Genomic DNA, 16,875 nt, shown 5'->3' with positions numbered 1-16,875 from the left:
GTCATGGCCATGACTCTGAAGACAGCGATGATTTTCGCCGCCGGGCGCGGCGAGCGCATGCGCCCGCTCACCGATTCGCGGCCCAAGCCTTTGCTCGAAGTGGGCGGCCAGCCGCTGATCGTCTGGCAGATCGAACGGCTCGCGCGGGCGGGCTTCGAAACCATCGTCATCAATCATGCGTGGCTCGGCGAGCAGATCGAAGCCACGCTCGGCGACGGCTCGCGCTGGAACGTGCAGGTGCGTTATTCGGCCGAGCATGAAGCGCTGGAAACCGCCGGCGGCATCGTGCAGGCCTTGCCGCTGCTCGAAGACGAAGGCGCGAGCGAAGTGTTCGTCGCGGTGAGCGGCGACGTTTATGCGGACTTCGATTACGCCGCATTGCAGGCGCATGCGGCCCGACTGGCCGCGTTACCCGAACCCGGCATGCATCTCGTGATGGTGCCGAACCCTACGTTTCATCCACAGGGCGACTTCGGTCTGGTGGACGGCAAACTGTCGCTGGACGCAACGCCGCGCTTCACGTTCGGCAACATCGGGCTGTACGACACGCGGATGTTTCGCGATCTGCCGCGCGGCACGCGGCGTGCGCTCACGCCGTACTATCGCGACACGATTGCACGCGCTCTGGCGAGCGGCGAGTTGTACACGGGTTGGTGGGAAAACGTCGGCACGCCCGCGCAGCTCGATGCGCTGGACCGGCAGCTACGCAGCACGCGCGAGCTTTAGAGCGCGGCCGCCGGCTGTCCTTCGACCGCTTCCGGCACGGCGGGCTCCGTGCGCTGCTGTTGCAACGCCCACATCTGCGCGAACAGGCCGTTTGCCTGCAGCAGTTCGGCGTGCGTGCCGCGCTCGACAATGCGGCCCTTGTCCATCACGATGATCTGCTGCGCGTGCACGACGGTGGACAACCGGTGCGCGATGATCAGCGTCGTGCGTTCGCGGGCAATCAGATCGAGTTCGTGCTGGATCGCCCGTTCCGAACGCGAATCGAGCGCCGAGGTCGCTTCGTCGAACAGCAGGATCGGCGGATTCTTGAGGATGGTGCGGGCAATCGCCACGCGCTGCTTTTCGCCGCCCGACAGCTTCAGGCCGCGCTCGCCGACCGGCGTCTCGTAGCCCTTCGGCAAACCCTCGATGAATTCGTGAATATGCGCCGCGCGCGCCGCCGCGATCACTTCGTCGCGCGTGGCGGCCGGCCGGCCGTACGCAATGTTGTAGTAGATCGAGTCGTTGAACAGCACCGTATCCTGCGGCACGATGCCGATCGCCGCCCGTAGCGAATCCTGCGTGACGTCGCGAATATCCTGAGCGTCGATGGTGATGGCGCCGCCGCTCGCTCGATCCAGATCGTAGAAGCGGAACATCAGCCGCGCAAGCGTCGATTTACCCGAGCCGCTATGGCCGACCACCGCCGTCGTCGTGCCCGCTGCAATCGTGAAGCTGACGTCGTGCAGAATCTGCCGGGCGCTTTCGTACGCAAAGTTCACGTGCTCGAAGCGCACCTGCGCGCCGCTCACGTTCAAGGCCGGCGCCGCGGGCACGTCCGGCACTTCCTGAGTCGCACCCAGTAGCGTGAACATGCGGTCCATATCGGTCAGACTCTGCTTCAGTTCGCGATACACCACGCCCAGAAAATTCAGTGGAATGTAGAGCTGCAGCATGAAGGTGTTGATCAGCACCAGATCGCCGAGCGTGAGTCGTCCGGCCATCACGCCTTGCGTCGCGCGCCACAGAATGAACACGAGCCCCGTGCCGATAATCGCCTGCTGGCCGAAATTCAGCGCCGACAGCGAGCGCTGCGCCTTGATCGCGGCCGTGCGATAGCGCTTGAGGTTTTCGTCGTAGCGGCCGGCTTCCCACTCTTCGTTGCCGAAGTATTTGACGGTTTCGTAGTTGAGCAGCGAATCGATGGCGCGCGAATTCGCCTTCGAATCGAGGTCGTTCATGGTGCGGCGAAAATGCGTGCGCCACTCGGTCACCTTCACGGTGAACACGATATACACGGCGAGCGCGATGAAAGTCACCACCGCGTAATACGCCTCGTATTTGACGACGAAGAAGCCGAGCACGAGGCCGACTTCGACGAGTGTCGGCAGGATGCTGTAGAGCGAGTAGGAAATGAGTTGCGTGATGCCACGCGTGCCGCGCTCGATGTCGCGCGACATGCCGCCGGTTTGCCGCTCCAGATGAAAGCGCAGCGACAGCGCATGCAAATGGCGGAACACTTTGAGCGCCAGTTGGCGTACCGCGCTCTCGGTCACCTTGGCAAACAGAATCTCGCGCAACTCGGTGAAGAGCGAGGTCGACAGCCGCACCACCGCATACGCGACCACCAGCAAGCCGACGCCGCCGAGCAGCACGATGCCCGGCGCATCCTGCGCGCGGCCGAGTGCGGTGAGATGACGGACCGAGGCGAGGCCGTCGACGATCCGCTTCATCACGATCGGCACGCCGAGATTGGCGACTTTCGCACCGATCAGGCAACTCAGCGCGAAGCCGACGCGCCATTTATACGTGGCGAGATAAGGCAGCAGCGACAGAATGGTCTGCCAGTCGTTGCGCGGCTGGGTGGAAATGGGCGAAACGGGCGACGGGTCGGACGAAGGCGTGCGGCGCATGGGGATCGGCTGGGAAGTGAGGAAGCGACGGAGTTCGCAGGGGCAAGCGCCGGAGTTCGCTGCGTCGAAGACCGCGCCGATCACCGTCTGCCGTACCGGCATGCTGGTTATGTCGCGCGGCCCGGCTGGGAGCTTTCCCGTACAATCCGTGATCTTTCCATTGTCGCAGAAGCCGGCTGGCGCCGCTTTCGCTCGGCTTTTCAAGGTATTCCCATGACCGATGTTCTTCAACTTCCGCAGAAGCCCTGCGCGCTGCGCGTCATGCCGCAACCGTCGGACGCGAACGTCCATGGTGACGTGTTCGGCGGCTGGATCATGGCGCAAGTCGATATTGCCGGCTCGATTCCGGCCAGCCGCCGCGCTAACGGACGCGTGGCCACCATCGCGGTGAATTCGTTCGTGTTCAAGCAGCCGGTGTTCGTCGGCGACCTGCTCAGTTTTTACGCAGATATCGTCAAGACCGGCAATACGTCGGTCACGGTCTCGGTCGAGGTTTACGCCCAGCGCATGAGCCTCACCGAAGATCTCGTCAAGGTGACCGAGGCCATCCTCACCTACGTCGCAACCGATAGCGACCGCCGTCCGCGCGCACTGCCCGCGCTGGACTAACCCGGAAGGCGGTTCATGAAAAAAGGACGAGGCGCCACAGCGCTTCGTCCTTTTTTTACATCGCGGCCCGGCTTGGGGCCTGCCGGTTTACTGGCTAGCCGCAGCGCCGATACCCGCCTTCTTCTGCGCGTTCTGGATGTCCTGCGGATAGTTCGGATCGTTGCGCGACGGTTGATACCCGTTGCTTTCCAGTTGTTTCAGTTCGGCATTCTTCTTCGCGCGCGCCTGTTTGCGCGCGGCCTTGCGTTGGGCCTTGGTGCTGCTCGTGGCAGGACGGGAGGCCGCCGTCGGCGTGGCCGCATCCGAGCCGTCTCCAGCCGGACCGCCGCCACCGCCGCCGCCGCTTTGCGCGAACGCCGGCGCGGCCGACGCCACGCTCAGTACTACCGATGCCAACAGCACAGCCAGTTTCTTTGCAGGTTTCGACGTCATTGTTCTCTCCGGTTGTATTCAGCTAACGACGAGGACGCAACCTGCGTGCCCGCTACCTCCCGCCAGGCCTGGCTTCGCGCAGGTAGGCGTCGACCTGCCCTTCGATCCACTGCGCGAAATGCGTTTGCCGTGCATTCAACAGATCGCGCTGTTGCCACACCAGCCAGTACGGATAGCGGTACGGCACGCGAATCTCGGTGACCTGCACGAGTTCGCCGCGCGCCATGGCATGAGCGACCAGACTCCGCCGTTCGAGCGCGACGCCCTGCCCGAGCATGACGGCGCCGAGGACGATGCTCGAATCACCTGCCGACAGCACCGTTGCTTCGGCAGCCGGCTCCGGCAACCGGGCGGCACGGCACCAGTCGCTCCACGGCGCATCGGGGCTGGCGATCAGCGGACAGGCGAGCACCTCGGCCGCGCTGCGCGGCAAACCGCCGTGCGGCCCGAGCGCGAAATGCGGCGCGGCGACCACCACCAGTTCGTCGTCGAACAGTTTCTGTTGCGCGACGTCCGGCCAATGTCCCTGACCCATGCGAATCGCGATATCGCTCACGCCGTGGCGCAGATCTTCGAGTTGCAGACTGGTCAGCAAACGCACCCGGTAGTACGGATGCGCGGCGCGAAAGCTGGGCAGCCGCGGCACCAGCCAATGCAGCGCGAACGACGGCAAGGTGGCGACGACCAGTTCGCTCTCCTGCGGCCGCGCCTGCGCGCGCCGCGTGGCCTGCGTGATGTCGCGCAACGCGGTGCGGATTTCCAGCGCGTAGAGCCGCCCGTCTTCGGTCAGCCGCAGACCGCGCGCTTCGCGCACGAACATCGCGACGCCCATGGCGTCTTCCAGTACCTTGATCTGCTGGCTGACCGCCGAGTGCGTGACGTGCAGTTCGCGCGCGGCGAGCGTGATGCCGCCGAGCCGGGCCACGGCCTCGAAGCAGCGCAACGCAGTGAGCGGAGGAATCGGTTTCATGTAAGCCATTCTGACGAAAGCCGTCGAATAATGTCGCTTTTTTTACCGGCTGAAGATGCTTAATCTATCGGTTCGATTCGCGCAGGTGCTGGCCCGTCGGCTCCAGCCCATCAAGCGGCGCATTGCGCGCGCCATGATAGAACCTCTAACGGAAATGTGATGAAACTCATCGGAATGCTCGACTCGCCATACGTACGCCGCGTGGCGATCTGCCTGAAACTGCTGGAAGTCGACTTCGAGCACGAGGCGATTTCGGTGTTCAGCACGTATGAGCAGTTCAGGCGCATCAACCCGGTCGTCAAGGCGCCGACGCTGATCGTCGACAACGGCCAGAGCATCATGGATTCGACGGTGATCCTGCAGTACGTCGCGGCGCTGGCGGGCCCCGACCAGACATTGTTCCCGTCGCGGCCCGAAGACTGTTTGCGCGCCGCCCGTCTGACCGGGCTCGCGCTCGCCGCATGTGAGAAAACGGTGCAGATCGTCTACGAGCGGAAGCTGAGGCCGGCCGAGAAGCAACACGAACCGTGGCTCGAACGGGTGCACTCGCAACTCTTCGCGGCCTATGCCCAACTCGAACAGGAACTGGCGGCCGCGCCGCTGCCCATCGAGTCGGAGCGCTTCGGCGCGGCAGAGGTCACCGTCGCGGTGACGTGGGGCTTCACCCAGTTGATGCTGCCCGGTACCGTCAAGGCGGCGGAGCATCCTCAGTTCGCCGCGTTCGCGGCTCAGGCGGAGCAATTGCCGGTATTCATCGCGACCCCTGCCGTGTAATCGGCCCGGCGGCGGCGCGGCTCACGCCTCGACCAGTTCGCGCGCCATGCCGCCTTGCAACAAGGCCGCGATCGCATCCGTCGTCAGCGGCCGCGCAAAGTAGAAGCCCTGCATTTCGTCGCACGCGCGCTCTTTCAGAAACTCCAGTTGCGCCGAGGTTTCCACGCCCTCGGCAATCACCTGCAACTTCAGCGAATGGGCGAGCGCGATGATCGCCGAGGTGATGGTTTCGTCGTCGGCCGACACGCCGATATCCGACACGAACGAGCGGTCTATCTTCAACCGGTCCACCGGAAAACGTTTCAGATAGCTCAGGCTGGAATAGCCGGTACCGAAGTCGTCGATCGCGAGACCGATGCCGAGCGCGTGCAGTTCGTTGAGCATCGACACCGCTTCCTGCGCGTTGCGCATGATGGTGCTCTCGGTCAGTTCGAGCTCGAGGTATTGCGGCGCGAGACCGGTTTCATCGAGCACCTGCAGCACCAGCTTGGCAATATCGCGCTGCTGGAACACGCGCGCCGAAAAATTCACCGAGACCCGCGCGGGCGGCAAGCCTTCGTCCTGCCAGGCCTTGTTCTGCCGGCAGGCCTCGCGCAGCACCCATTCCGACAACGGCCCGATCAGACCGCTCTCTTCCGCGACCGGAATGAACGACGACGGCGGCACCAGTCCGACTTCGGGATCGAGCCAGCGCACCAGCGCCTCGGTGCCGACGATCTGGCCGGTACGGATATCCACCTGCGGCTGGTAGTGCAGCAGGAATTCGTTGTCGCGCAACGCGCGCCGCAAACGCCGTTCGAGATTCAGCCGCACGCCCGCGCTCGCGTTCATCTCCGGCTGGTAAAACTGGAACGTATTGCGGCCCATGTCCTTCGCGCGATACATGGCGAGGTCGGCCTTCTTCATCAGCGTTTCCGCGTCGTCGCCGTCCTGCGGATACAGGCTCGCGCCCATGCTGCAGCCCACGTACAACTCATTGCCGTCCACCCACACCGGCTCGGAGATCGACGTGCGCACGCGCTCCATCCACGCGATCAGCGACTGCTCGTCGACGGTGTCGGTCATCACGACCACGAACTCGTCGCCGCCGTGCCGCGCCACGGTATCGCTCGTGCGCGTGCTGCGCGCGAGGCGTTCGGCGACCGTGCTCAGCAAACGGTCGCCGACGCTATGGCCCAAGGTGTCGTTGACGATCTTGAAGCCGTCCAGATCCATGAAAACCACGGCGACGCCTTTATGCTGCCGCTGCGCGACGATCAGCGCATGCTGCAGGCGGTCGCGCAGCAGGTTGCGGTTCGGCAGGCGCGTCAGGCTGTCGTAGTTCGCCTGATATTCGAGCTGTTCCTGATAGCGGATCAGATCCGTCACGTCGTTGATCACACCGATGTGATGCGTAATCACGCCCTCGGCGTTCGGCACCGGCGCAATGAATAGTTGATTCCAGAACAGCGCGCCGTCCTTGCGATAGTTGCGCACCACGGCGCTCACTTCGCGGTCCGCCGCGAGCGCCTGGCGGATCAGCGCGACGCCTTCCTGCTCGCGGTCGTCGCGCTGCAACACCCGGCAGTCATGGCCGATCACCTCGGCCGGATCGTAGCCGGTAATCCGCATGAAAGCCGGGTTCACGTATTCGATCAGATTGCCCGCCGGCGACGGCGCGGTGATCAGAATCGCGTTGACGCTCGCGTCGAGCGCGCGGCTTTGCAGACGCAACGCCAGATCGGCGCGTTTGCGCTCGGTGATGTCGGTGTACGAGCCGAGCACGCCGATCACACGGCCGTCGTTATCGGTGAATGGCAGTTTGCTCGTGACCGTGGTGCGATGCTGACCGTCGATCACCACGTCGACTTCGAAATTCATCTTCGGCACGCCGGTGCTCAGCACCTCCGTGTCGTGGCCGTGCAGCACGTCGACGAGCGTGCGCCACGGCATGTCGGCATCGGTCTTGCCGACCACCTGCTCGGGATAAGCGAGCCCCGCATCGCGCGCAAAGGCCATATTGCAGCCGAGGTAGCGCGAGCCCCGGTCCTTCCAGAAAATGCGCTGCGGAATGTTGTCGATCACCGCTTCGAGCATCTGGTTCGAGCGCTCGGCTTCGGCTTCCGCGTTGATCTGCTCGGTGACGTCGTCGGCCAGCACGAAGAACGCGGCGCGGCCCATGAAATGCAGTCCGTGATACGCGATGTCGGCGCTGATCGTCGAGCCATCCTTGCGCCGGTGATGCCAGATGCCCGCCATCATGCGGCCGCGCCGCACCTCGTCGCTGCGTTGCAGATGCGATTCGAGGCGCGCGACTTCCGTGCGCGGGCGGATCGCGCGGATCGTCATCGACAGGAATTCGCTCTCCGAGTAGCCATATTGCTGGATCGCCGCCGCGTTCACGGCGAGAAAGCGCAGCGTGTCGCGCTCGAAGATGTACATCGGCACGGGATGGTCGTCGAACAGACCGCGAAAGCGTTCGTCGTCGCGACCCAGCGCACGGCCGCCGCGCCGTTTCCTGCGCGCGCCGACGCTGACGTTCAGCAGACTGCCGAGCACCACGGCGATGATCGCCAGGCTGATGAGCAGCCGCATCGAGAGAAAAGGAGTCATGGGTTCCGAACGTCGATCGTTCTGGGGGCGGGAGCGTGTACCGGCTGTCGGTGCCGCTCTTTTACACGCCAACCCATGAATAACGGCAGCGATCGGAACAGATTGAGGGCGCGAGCGAAAAATCGTCGCGCCATAGCAGACGAACTCAGCTTGCGAGGCCGAATTCCTTCATTGCGGGGATGAAGTCGTGGTTTGCTTCGGGCTTGCGCGAAAGTTTGGCGAGCACATAGCGCTTGAAAGGCGGAAGCGCGCTCCATTGCGCGAGTGCGGGTGCGGCGAGGCCCGCCAGTTGCGCCTGCCGCAGTAGTCCGTCCGGCACGGCGTCGGTCCGAAGCCAGGCGGGCGACGCGTCGGGCGTGAACCATTCCGGCGCCACGTCGGCGTGCGTGCGCAGCATTTCGAACAGCGCGTGATCGAAATTCGGCTCGATCTCCGCGTCTTCCTCGACGGGGAAGCGCGTCAGCAGCTTGCGGTCTTCGAGCGGCAGCAACTGCCATTGGGCCAGCGAGATGCGCAAGCCGAACCGGTCGAGATTGAAGCGCACCGACATCGGAATAAACGTGAAATTCTCCGAAGATTGAACTTCGAAATCGAAAAGTAGCGGTGTATCGGTCAGTCCCATGACAATGTCCCTCCTGGACGCCGGGCCACACGTGAACCCGGGTTGAGGTATTTTAGAACCTCGCTCGCGCAGCCAAAGCGCGGGCCGCCGAAAGCCATACACAAGGAGTGAATCGGTTTGGACGATCTGGAAACTACCGGGCAGCCCGGCGCCATCACCCGTCAGGTGCATCGGCATCGCGGCGAAACGGTCGAAACCGTCACGGATCACGTCGGGCAGGAATGGCCGGTGGCGCTTGTCTTCAACGGCATTTCGCATGCGGTGATGATGTGCACGCCGCGCGATCTGGAAGCCTTCGCGGTCGGCTTCGCGATTTCCGAGGGGATCGTGGCGCGCAGCAGCGACATTCAGGACATCGAGGTCGAACTGCACGACGACGCGGAACTGCCGCATGCCGAAGTGCAGATTCAGGTGATCCAGCAGGCGTTCGTCGGGCTCAAGGAAAAGCGCCGTGCATTGGCCGGGCGGACCGGCTGCGGGGTGTGTGGAATCGAAAGCATCGATCTGCTGGATCTGGAACCGGAGCGCGTTGCCGATACCGGTTTTTTACAACGGCTCGCGGTGGACGCGATTGCCCGCGCCGCGAAGGCGCTGCCCGAACACCAGGCGTTGACGCGACTCACGGGCGGCTTGCACGCGGCCGCGTGGTGCGACGAATCGGGCGCGATTCTGCGCGCATTCGAAGACGTCGGCCGCCACAATGCGCTCGACAAGCTGATCGGCCAGCTCGTGCTGGATCGCGTGGATACGCAGCAAGGTTTCGTGTTTCTGTCGAGCCGCGCGAGCTATGAACTGGTGCGCAAGGCCGCGCGCGTGAACGTGCCGATGCTGGCGACGATCTCCGCGCCGTCGTCGCTGGCCATTGCGATTGCCCGCAAGGCGGGCGTGCGGCTGGTGAGCTTTTGCCGCGAGTCCAGCTATGTCGACTACGACACGGCGCAGTCGACCTAGCTTTTCCAAACATGCGCCGCGTGCGGCGGCGCTCAGTCGAACTGCCGGAAGTCCGGCTTGCGCTTTTCGAAGAACGCCTTGAACGCCTCACGCGCTTCCGGCGCGAGCAGCATCTTGCCGAAGTGCACGGCTTCTTCGGTCATCTGCGTTTGCAGTTCCTGGTGACTGGCGTGCTTCATCAGACTCTTCGTTACCCGCAGCGATGAAGCCGGCAGCGCGGCCAGTTTCGCGGCTTGCGCCAACGCGAACGCCTCCACTTCGGCTGCCGGTAGCACGCGATTCACGAAGCCCATGCGCTGCGCTTCCGTCGCATCGAACGCTTCGCCGAGCAGCAGCTTTTCCGCCGCCGCCTGATAGCCGCCCACACGCGGCAACAACAGGCTCGACGCCGCTTCCGGACACAGGCCGAGTTGTGCGAACGGCAGCGAAAAGCTCGCGGTGTCGGCGGCGTACACCAGATCGCAATGCAGCAGCAGCGTCGTGCCGATGCCCACCGCCGGTCCCGATACCGCCGCGACCACCGGCTTCTCCGCCGAGCTGATCGCGCGCAGGAACTGGAACACCGGCGCGCTTTCGCCCATCGGCGGGGTCTTCATGAAGTCTTCGAGATCGTTGCCGGCGCTGAAAATCGCCGCGCTGCCGCGAATCAGAATCGCGCGCACGGCCGTGTCGCCTTGCGCTTCGACGAGTGCGTCCGCCATCGTCTGATACATCGCGGCAGTGATCGCATTTTTCTTCTCGGGCCGGTTGAAGGCAATCGTCAGCACGCCATCGGTGCGCTCGACCAGAATGTCCATCGTCATCTCCTCGTAATACTGATTGCGGTGCTTTGCAGTTTTTCGCGGTCAGGTGCCGCCGAATGGAAAAACGGTTCGCAGGCCTCGTGGCGTGCGAACCGTTTGCCTCGCGCCCGGGAACGCGCTTACAGACGCTCGATGATGCCCGCCGCGCCCATGCCGGTGCCCACGCACATCGTGATCATGCCGTACTTGTAGTTACGGCGACGCAGACCGTGCACGACCGTCGACGCACGAATCGCGCCCGTCGCGCCGAGCGGGTGACCCAACGCGATCGCGCCGCCCAGCGGGTTGATCTTCGACGGATCGAGACCGAGGTCCTGAATCACCGCCAGCGATTGCGCGGCGAACGCTTCGTTCAGTTCGATCCAGTCGAGGTCGTCCTGCTTCAGACCGGCGGCCTTCAACGCAGCCGGAATCGCTTCCTTCGGACCGATACCCATGATTTCCGGCGGCACGCCGCGCACGGCGAAGCTGACGAAACGCGCGAGCGGCGTGAGGTTGAATTCCTTTAACGTCTTTTCCGACACTACGATCAGCGCGCCCGCGCCGTCCGAGGTCTGCGAGCTGTTGCCCGCCGTCACCGAACCCTTGTTGGCGAACACCGCGCGCAGTTTCGCGAGGCCTTCGAGCGAGGTTTCCGCGCGCGGACCTTCGTCGAGCGACACTTCGCGCGTGCTGATCCGCACTTCGCCGGTGGCGAGGTCGGGGAAGCGCTCGGTGATCGTGTAGGCGGCGATTTCGTCGTTGAACTCGCCGGATTGCTGGGCGGCGATCGCGCGGCGGTGCGATTCCACCGAGAACGCGTCCTGCGCTTCGCGGCTGATCTTCCAGCGCTCGGCGACCTTCTCCGCGGTCAGACCCATGCCGTAGGCAATGCCCACGTCTTCATTGCGATCGAAGATATGCGGCGACAGCGACGGCTTGTTGCCCATCATCGGCACCATGCTCATCGATTCGCAGCCGCCTGCGATCATCGCGTCCGATTCGCCGACGCGGATGCGGTCGGCGGCCATCGCCAGTGCGGTCAGGCCCGATGCGCAGAAGCGGTTCACCGTCACGCCGCCGACCGTGTTCGGCAGACCGGCCAGCAATGCGCCGATGCGCGCCACGTTCAAACCCTGCTCCGCTTCCGGAATCGCGCAGCCGACAATCGCGTCTTCGATCACTTTGGTGTCGAGGCCGGGGACTTGCGCCACGGCGGCCTTGATTGCGTGCACCAGCAGTTCGTCCGGGCGCGTGTTTTTGAACATGCCGCGCGGCGCCTTGCCGATCGGCGTACGGCTCGCGGCGACGATATATGCGTCTTGTAGTTGCTTTGCCATTTTCAAGCTCCTGAATGTCGTCGCTTAGTTGCGAACCGGCTTGCCGGTCTGCAGCATGCCCATGATCCGTTCCTGCGTCTTTTGCGTGCCGAGCAGATCGACGAACGCACGACGCTCGAGTTGCAGCAGCCATTCTTCGTCGACGAGACTGCCGGCTTCGACATCGCCGCCGCATACGGCTTCGGCGATACGGCTCGCGATCAGATAATCGTGTTCGCTGATGAAGCGGCCATCACGCATGTTGACGAGCGACGCCTTGATGGTGGAGATAGCCGAGCGGCCCGCGACCGGCACTTGCGTGACGCGCAGCGGCGGACGATAACCGGCTGCCGCCAACGCGCGCGCTTCCTTCTTCGCGACGTCGAGCAGTTCGAACACGTTGAAGACGATCGTGTCCGACGGCTTCAGATAACCCATTGCGCGGGCGTCGAGCGCGGAGGCCGAGACCTTCGCCATCGCGGCGTTTTCGAACGACTTCTGCACGAACTTGAGCAGGTCGCTGGTCGCGCCGACTTGTGTCGCCGCTTCCGCCGCGCGCAGCGCCGCTTCTTTCAGACCGCCGCCCGCGGGCACCAGACCCACGCCGACTTCCACCAGCCCGATATAGCTCTCGATATGCGCGACGCGCTTCGCGCTATGCAGCGCCAACTCGCAGCCGCCGCCGAGCGCAATGCCCGACACCGCCGAGATGACCGGCACGCTCGCGTACTTCACGCGCAACATGCCTTGCTGGAATTTCTTCACGAACGGCTCGATGCCCTTCGCGCCGCCCATCATGAAGGCGGGCATCGCTTCTTCGAGATTCGCGCCGGCGGAGAACGGGCCGCCCGGCGTGCCGAGTTTCAGCGAAGTCGGTTGCCAGACGACGAGGCCCTTGTAATCCTTCTCGGCCAGTTCGATGGCTTGCGTGAGGCCGTCGATGACCGACGGTCCGATCGTGTTCATCTTGCTTTTGAACGACACGATCAACACGTCGTTCTCGCCCGCGCGGTCGTCGACCCATGCACGCACCGCGTCGGTTTCGAACAGTGTCTTGCCGTAGGTCTTCGGATCGGCGGAAGTTTCGCCGACCAGCGGTGCGCGGAACACCTGTTTGTCGTACACGCCCAGCGACGAGCGCGGCACGAACGATTGCGACGACGGCGACCACGAGCCTTCGTTGGTATGCACGCCGCCCGCTTCGGCGACCGGCCCTTCGAGCACCCACGAGGGCAGCGGCACGCTGGACAGCGCCTTGCCAGCTGCGATGTCTTCCTGCACCCATTCGGCGACCTGCTTCCAGCCGGCCGTCTGCCAGCCTTCGAACGGGCCTTCGTTCCAGCCGAAACCCCAGCGGATTGCGAGATCGACATCGCGCGCGTTGTCGGCGATCGATTCCAGATGCACGCCGATGTAGTGATACACGTCGCGGAAGATCGACCAGAGGAATTGCGCCTGCGGATGCTCCGATTCACGCAGCAGCTTCAGACGTTCTGCCGGCGGGCGCTTCAGGATACGGCCGACCAGTTCGTCGGCTTTCGCGCCGCCGTCGACGTACTCGCCCGTCTTCGGGTCGAGCACCTTGATCGCCTTGCCTTCTTTCTTGTAGAAGCCGCCGCCCGTCTTCTGACCGAGTGCGCCCTTCTTCACCAGTTCGGCCAGCACGGCCGGCGTTTCGTAGACCGGGAAGAACGGGTCCCCGGCCAGCGTGTCCTGCATCGTCTTGATGACGTGCGCCATCGTGTCCAGACCGACCACGTCGGCGGTGCGGAACGTGGCCGACTTCGCACGGCCTAGGCGCGAGCCCGTCAGATCGTCCACCTCGTCGAAGCGCAAGCCGAACTTCGCGGCTTCGGTAATCACCGCGAGGATCGAGAATATACCGACGCGGTTGGCGATGAAGTTCGGCGTGTCTTTCGCGCGAACCACGCCTTTGCCGACCACGCTGGTCAGGAACGATTCGAGTTGATCGAGAATTTCCGGGCGCGTGGTCGCGGTCGGAATCAGTTCCACCAGATGCATGTAGCGCGGCGGATTGAAGAAGTGCACGCCGCAAAAGCGCGCTTTGAGTTCGTCCGAGAAGCCGTTCGACAATTCGGTGATCGACAGGCCCGACGTGTTGGTCGCAAAAATCGCATTCGGCGCGATGTGCGGCGAGACCTTTTTGTACAGGTCGTGCTTCCAGTCCATGCGCTCGGCAATCGCTTCGATCACGAGGTCGCACTCGGCGAGCTTCTCGATATCGTCGTCGTAATTGGCGGGCTGGATGTATTGCGCGTCGTCCTTCACGCCGAACGGCGCGGGCGACAGCTTCTTCAGATTCTCGATCGCCTTGAGTGCGATCGCGTTTTTCGGGCCTTCTTTAGCGGGCAGATCGAAAAGAAGCACCGGCACCTTGGCGTTGATCAGGTGCGCGGCGATCTGCGCGCCCATCACGCCGGCGCCGAGCACGGCTACCTTGCGAATGATCAGATTGCTCACGTCGTTCCTCCGGAAGTTGTGCGATGTCGCGAATGTGTCTCGTGCATTCGCGATGTGTGACTGGACAGGCGCCATGTTGCGGATAAGCGAACGTGGCGCCTGCCGTGAGAGGGCTTAGAACAGCGCTTCTTCGACGTCCATCATGGACTTCGAACCGGCGCGGGCCTGACGGATGGTCATGGCCGTTTCCGGCAGCAGCTTCGCGAAGTAGAAGCGTGCAGTGGCAAGCTTGGCCTTGTAGAACGGATCGCCGGACGCTTCCTTGTCCAGCGCGATACGCGCCATGCGGGCCCAGAAGTACGAGAACACCAGATGGCCGACGGTACGCAGATACGGCACGGCGGCGGCGCCGACTTCGTCCGGATTCTGCATGGCCTTCATGCCGATTTCCATTGTCAGCTTCTGCACCTTTTCACCGATGTCGGCGAGCGGGTTGACGAATTCCTGCATCTCCGGCTTCACGCCTTCGGCTTCGACGAACTCGGCGACCAGCTTGCCGAACTTCTTCATCTTCGCGCCCATGTCGCCGAGGATCTTGCGGCCGAGCAGGTCGAGCGCCTGAATCGCGTTGGTGCCTTCGTAGATCATGTTGATACGCGCGTCGCGCACGTATTGCTCCATGCCCCACTCGGCGATGAAGCCATGGCCGCCGTGAATCTGCATGGCGTGGTTGGTGCCTTCGAACGCGTTGTCGGAGAGGAACGCTTTGAGGATCGGCGTGAGCAGCGCGACGAGGTCGGCGGCTTCCTTGCGCACCGCTTCGTCGCCGTGCGACAGTTCCTTGTCGATGTGCAGCGCGGACCAGTACGAGAAAGCGCGCGCGCCTTCGGCGTAGGCCTTCTGCGTGAGCAGCATGCGACGCACGTCCGGATGCACGATGATCGGATCGGCGGCTTTTTCCGGCGCTTTCGGACCGGTCAGCGAGCGCATTTGCAGGCGCTCTTTCGCGTACACCAGCGAGTTCTGATAAGCGACTTCGGTCAAACCCAGGCTCTGCATGCCGACGCCCAGACGCGCGGCGTTCATCATCACGAACATTGCGTTCAGGCCTTTGTTCGGCTCGCCGACCAGCCAGCCCGTCGCGTTGTCGAGGTTGATCACGCAGGTGGCGTTGCCGTGAATGCCCATCTTGTGTTCGATGGAACCGCACTTCACGCCGTTGCGCTCGCCCGGCTCGCCGGCTTCGTTCGGAATGAACTTCGGCACGATGAAGAGCGAAATGCCCTTGGTGCCGTTGGGTGCGCCCGGCAGACGCGCGAGCACGAGGTGGACGATGTTCTCCGCGAGATCGTGTTCGCCGCTGGAGATGAAAATCTTGGTGCCGCTGATGGCGTAGGAGCCGTCGCTATTCGGTTCGGCCTTGGTGCGCAAAATACCGAGGTCGGTGCCGCAATGCGGTTCGGTCAGACACATCGTGCCGGTCCAGACGCCCGCGACCAGCTTGGGCAGATAACGCTGCTGCAATTCCGGCGTGCCGTGTGCATGCAGACATTCGTAAGCGCCGTGCGACAGACCCGGGTACATGGTCCACGCCTGGTTCGCCGAGTTCAGCATTTCGTACAGCGCGTTGTTGACGAATGCGGGCAAGCCCTGGCCGCCGTATTCCGGATCGCAACCCAGTGCCGGCCAGCCGGCTTCGACATATTGCCGATAGGCTTCCTTGAAGCCCTTGGGCGTGGTCACCACGCCGTCGCCGGCGTAGGTGCAGCCTTCCTGGTCGCCGCTGTGATTGAGCGGGAACAGCACTTCGGAGCAGAACTTGCCGGCTTCTTCGAGTACTGCGTTGATCGTGTCGGTGTCGAGATCCGCGTGCTTCGGCATCTGCTTGATTTCGGCTTCGACGTTGAGCAGTTCGTGCAACACGAATTGCATGTCGCGCAGCGGCGCGGCGTACTGTCCCATGACTCTCTCCCAAGTTTGACAAGAAGCCAGGCTGTCAGCAAAGCCCGTGGATCGGATCTGTTCGCGCCGCCGTTTTCTGATTGAACACGGCGATGCGGCTAACGGCTCTGGCTTTGATACGAAACAATCAGTTTTTCCAGCGCGGCCCACGTGAGACGCACCGCATCGGGCAGATGCAGAAAACGCGCGTCGTGATGCAGGCCGAGCGTGAAGCTATACAGTTCGAACAGCATGAGTTGCGGATCGGTGTCGGCGCGCAGATGCCCTTCTTCCATCGCCTGCGAAATCGCGCGGGTGAGCGCGGCACGCCACATCGTCACGCTCGACACCAGTTGCTCGCGCACCGGGTTGTCCGCGCGATCGTCGTATTCGACCGCGCCGCTGATGTAGATGCAGCCCGTCGTGACTTCCTGAATGCGCTTCTCGATCCAGCGGGAAATCATTGCGCGCAAACGCGGCAAGCCACGCGGCTCACGCAGGCTCGGGAAAAACACCTCGTCTTCGAAACGACGGTGGTATTCACGCACGACTTCGACCTGCAAATCCTCGCGTGACCCGAAGTGCGCGAACACCCCGCTTTTGCTCATCTGCATGCGCTCGGCCAGCAGTCCGATGGTCAGACCTTCCAGTCCGTCGCGGCTTGCCAGATCGAGTGCTGCTTCGAGAATTGCGACGCGGGTTTGTTCGCCTTTTCGCATAACTTTTTATACCGTTCCAAGGTGACCGACAGAAAATCGAACGGCCGTACTATTATTCAGTGCGACCGTTTGTGAAACAAGGACTTTATTAGAAACCGGTTTCTAACCGGGTTCCAATTTTGCGG

Annotated in this window: 13 protein-coding genes and 1 pseudogene; 4 read left to right on the top strand and 10 right to left on the bottom strand. The window is 63.3% G+C overall.

The annotated features are described in order from the left end of the window. The first annotated feature begins 3 nt into the window (after positions 1–3). Entirely contained in the window at positions 4–726 is a 723-nt protein-coding gene (gene murU, locus FQ746_RS20805; protein WP_144111539.1) for an N-acetylmuramate alpha-1-phosphate uridylyltransferase MurU, read from the top strand. Here murU and FQ746_RS20800 read toward each other — a convergent pair. Further along, positions 723–2,618 (bottom strand): ABCB family ABC transporter ATP-binding protein/permease, encoded by a 1,896-nt coding sequence (locus FQ746_RS20800; protein ID WP_144111569.1) that lies wholly within the window; start codon positions 2,616–2,618, stop codon positions 723–725. The genes murU and FQ746_RS20800 overlap by 4 nt on opposite strands. A 213-nt stretch (positions 2,619–2,831) precedes the next feature. Here FQ746_RS20800 and FQ746_RS20795 point away from each other — a divergent pair, with 213 nt between their 5' ends. Continuing rightward, entirely contained in the window at positions 2,832–3,227 is a 396-nt protein-coding gene (locus FQ746_RS20795; RefSeq protein ID WP_144111538.1) for an acyl-CoA thioesterase, read from the top strand. A gap of 87 nt (positions 3,228–3,314) precedes the next feature. Here FQ746_RS20795 and FQ746_RS20790 read toward each other — a convergent pair whose 3' ends face one another. Further along, positions 3,315–3,659, bottom strand: a complete 345-nt coding sequence (locus FQ746_RS20790; protein ID WP_144111537.1) for a DUF4148 domain-containing protein — start codon at positions 3,657–3,659, stop codon at positions 3,315–3,317. A gap of 52 nt (positions 3,660–3,711) precedes the next feature. After that, positions 3,712–4,629 carry a LysR substrate-binding domain-containing protein gene (locus tag FQ746_RS20785; RefSeq protein ID WP_144111536.1) on the bottom strand — a complete coding sequence of 306 codons (918 nt, stop codon included), beginning with the start codon at positions 4,627–4,629 and terminating at the stop codon, positions 3,712–3,714. 159 nt (positions 4,630–4,788) lie between these two features. On the opposite strand from FQ746_RS20785, the gene FQ746_RS20780 reads away from it, so the two are divergent. Next, positions 4,789–5,403 (top strand): glutathione S-transferase family protein, encoded by a 615-nt coding sequence (locus FQ746_RS20780; RefSeq protein WP_144111535.1) that lies wholly within the window; start codon positions 4,789–4,791, stop codon positions 5,401–5,403. Positions 5,404–5,424: 21 nt separating this feature from the next. Here FQ746_RS20780 and FQ746_RS20775 read toward each other — a convergent pair. Together FQ746_RS20775 and FQ746_RS20770 are read right to left on the bottom strand one after the other, a co-directional pair. Beyond that, positions 5,425–7,908 (bottom strand): annotated as a pseudogene (locus FQ746_RS20775) (EAL domain-containing protein); the annotation flags it as partial. 232 nt (positions 7,909–8,140) lie between these two features. Continuing rightward, a complete protein-coding gene (locus tag FQ746_RS20770; protein ID WP_144111534.1) occupies positions 8,141–8,617 on the bottom strand; it encodes a nitrate reductase associated protein in 477 nt (158 codons plus the stop codon). Positions 8,618–8,734: 117 nt separating this feature from the next. Between FQ746_RS20770 and fdhD the strand changes: the two genes are divergently transcribed. After that, entirely contained in the window at positions 8,735–9,568 is an 834-nt protein-coding gene (gene fdhD / locus FQ746_RS20765; protein ID WP_144111533.1) for a formate dehydrogenase accessory sulfurtransferase FdhD, read from the top strand. Between the two features lie 32 nt (positions 9,569–9,600). On the opposite strand, the gene FQ746_RS20760 is transcribed toward fdhD, so the two are convergent. The 5 genes from FQ746_RS20760 to FQ746_RS20740 all read right to left on the bottom strand — a co-directional run bounded on the left by FQ746_RS20760 (position 9,601) and on the right by FQ746_RS20740 (position 16,750). Then, positions 9,601–10,371 carry an enoyl-CoA hydratase gene (locus tag FQ746_RS20760; protein ID WP_144111532.1) on the bottom strand — a complete coding sequence of 257 codons (771 nt, stop codon included), beginning with the start codon at positions 10,369–10,371 and terminating at the stop codon, positions 9,601–9,603. A gap of 119 nt (positions 10,372–10,490) precedes the next feature. Then, on the bottom strand, positions 10,491–11,690 hold the full coding sequence (locus FQ746_RS20755; protein WP_144111531.1) for an acetyl-CoA C-acyltransferase: 1,200 nt from the start codon (positions 11,688–11,690) through the stop codon (positions 10,491–10,493). Between the two features lie 24 nt (positions 11,691–11,714). Next, on the bottom strand, positions 11,715–14,150 hold the full coding sequence (locus FQ746_RS20750) for a 3-hydroxyacyl-CoA dehydrogenase/enoyl-CoA hydratase family protein (RefSeq protein ID WP_144111530.1): 2,436 nt from the start codon (positions 14,148–14,150) through the stop codon (positions 11,715–11,717). A 114-nt stretch (positions 14,151–14,264) separates the two neighbouring features. Next, positions 14,265–16,052, bottom strand: coding sequence for an acyl-CoA dehydrogenase C-terminal domain-containing protein (locus FQ746_RS20745; RefSeq protein WP_144111529.1), 1,788 nt, complete (start codon positions 16,050–16,052; stop codon positions 14,265–14,267). A 98-nt stretch (positions 16,053–16,150) separates the two neighbouring features. Continuing rightward, a complete protein-coding gene (locus FQ746_RS20740; RefSeq protein ID WP_144111528.1) occupies positions 16,151–16,750 on the bottom strand; it encodes a TetR/AcrR family transcriptional regulator in 600 nt (199 codons plus the stop codon). Positions 16,751–16,875 lie beyond the last annotated feature (125 nt).

Origin of the sequence: Paraburkholderia sp. BCC1886 (assembly GCF_900996245.1) — a bacterium.
Taxonomy (GTDB): Bacteria; Pseudomonadota; Gammaproteobacteria; order Burkholderiales; family Burkholderiaceae; genus Paraburkholderia.
This window is presented reverse-complemented; position numbering and strand designations above follow the sequence as displayed.

Excerpts from the sequence above, each read along its gene's own strand:
- murU (WP_144111539.1), top strand. The coding sequence starts at position 4 with ATGGCCATGACTCTGAAGACAGCGATGATTTTCGCCGCCGGGCGCGGC.
- FQ746_RS20800 (WP_144111569.1), bottom strand. The coding sequence starts at position 2,618 with ATGCGCCGCACGCCTTCGTCCGACCCGTCGCCCGTTTCGCCCATTTCC.
- FQ746_RS20795 (WP_144111538.1), top strand. The coding sequence starts at position 2,832 with ATGACCGATGTTCTTCAACTTCCGCAGAAGCCCTGCGCGCTGCGCGTC.
- FQ746_RS20790 (WP_144111537.1), bottom strand. The coding sequence starts at position 3,659 with ATGACGTCGAAACCTGCAAAGAAACTGGCTGTGCTGTTGGCATCGGTA.
- FQ746_RS20785 (WP_144111536.1), bottom strand. The coding sequence starts at position 4,629 with ATGAAACCGATTCCTCCGCTCACTGCGTTGCGCTGCTTCGAGGCCGTG.
- FQ746_RS20780 (WP_144111535.1), top strand. The coding sequence starts at position 4,789 with ATGAAACTCATCGGAATGCTCGACTCGCCATACGTACGCCGCGTGGCG.
- FQ746_RS20770 (WP_144111534.1), bottom strand. The coding sequence starts at position 8,617 with ATGGGACTGACCGATACACCGCTACTTTTCGATTTCGAAGTTCAATCT.
- FQ746_RS20760 (WP_144111532.1), bottom strand. The coding sequence starts at position 10,371 with ATGACGATGGACATTCTGGTCGAGCGCACCGATGGCGTGCTGACGATT.
- FQ746_RS20755 (WP_144111531.1), bottom strand. The coding sequence starts at position 11,690 with ATGGCAAAGCAACTACAAGACGCATATATCGTCGCCGCGAGCCGTACG.
- FQ746_RS20745 (WP_144111529.1), bottom strand. The coding sequence starts at position 16,052 with ATGGGACAGTACGCCGCGCCGCTGCGCGACATGCAATTCGTGTTGCAC.
- FQ746_RS20740 (WP_144111528.1), bottom strand. The coding sequence starts at position 16,750 with ATGCGAAAAGGCGAACAAACCCGCGTCGCAATTCTCGAAGCAGCACTC.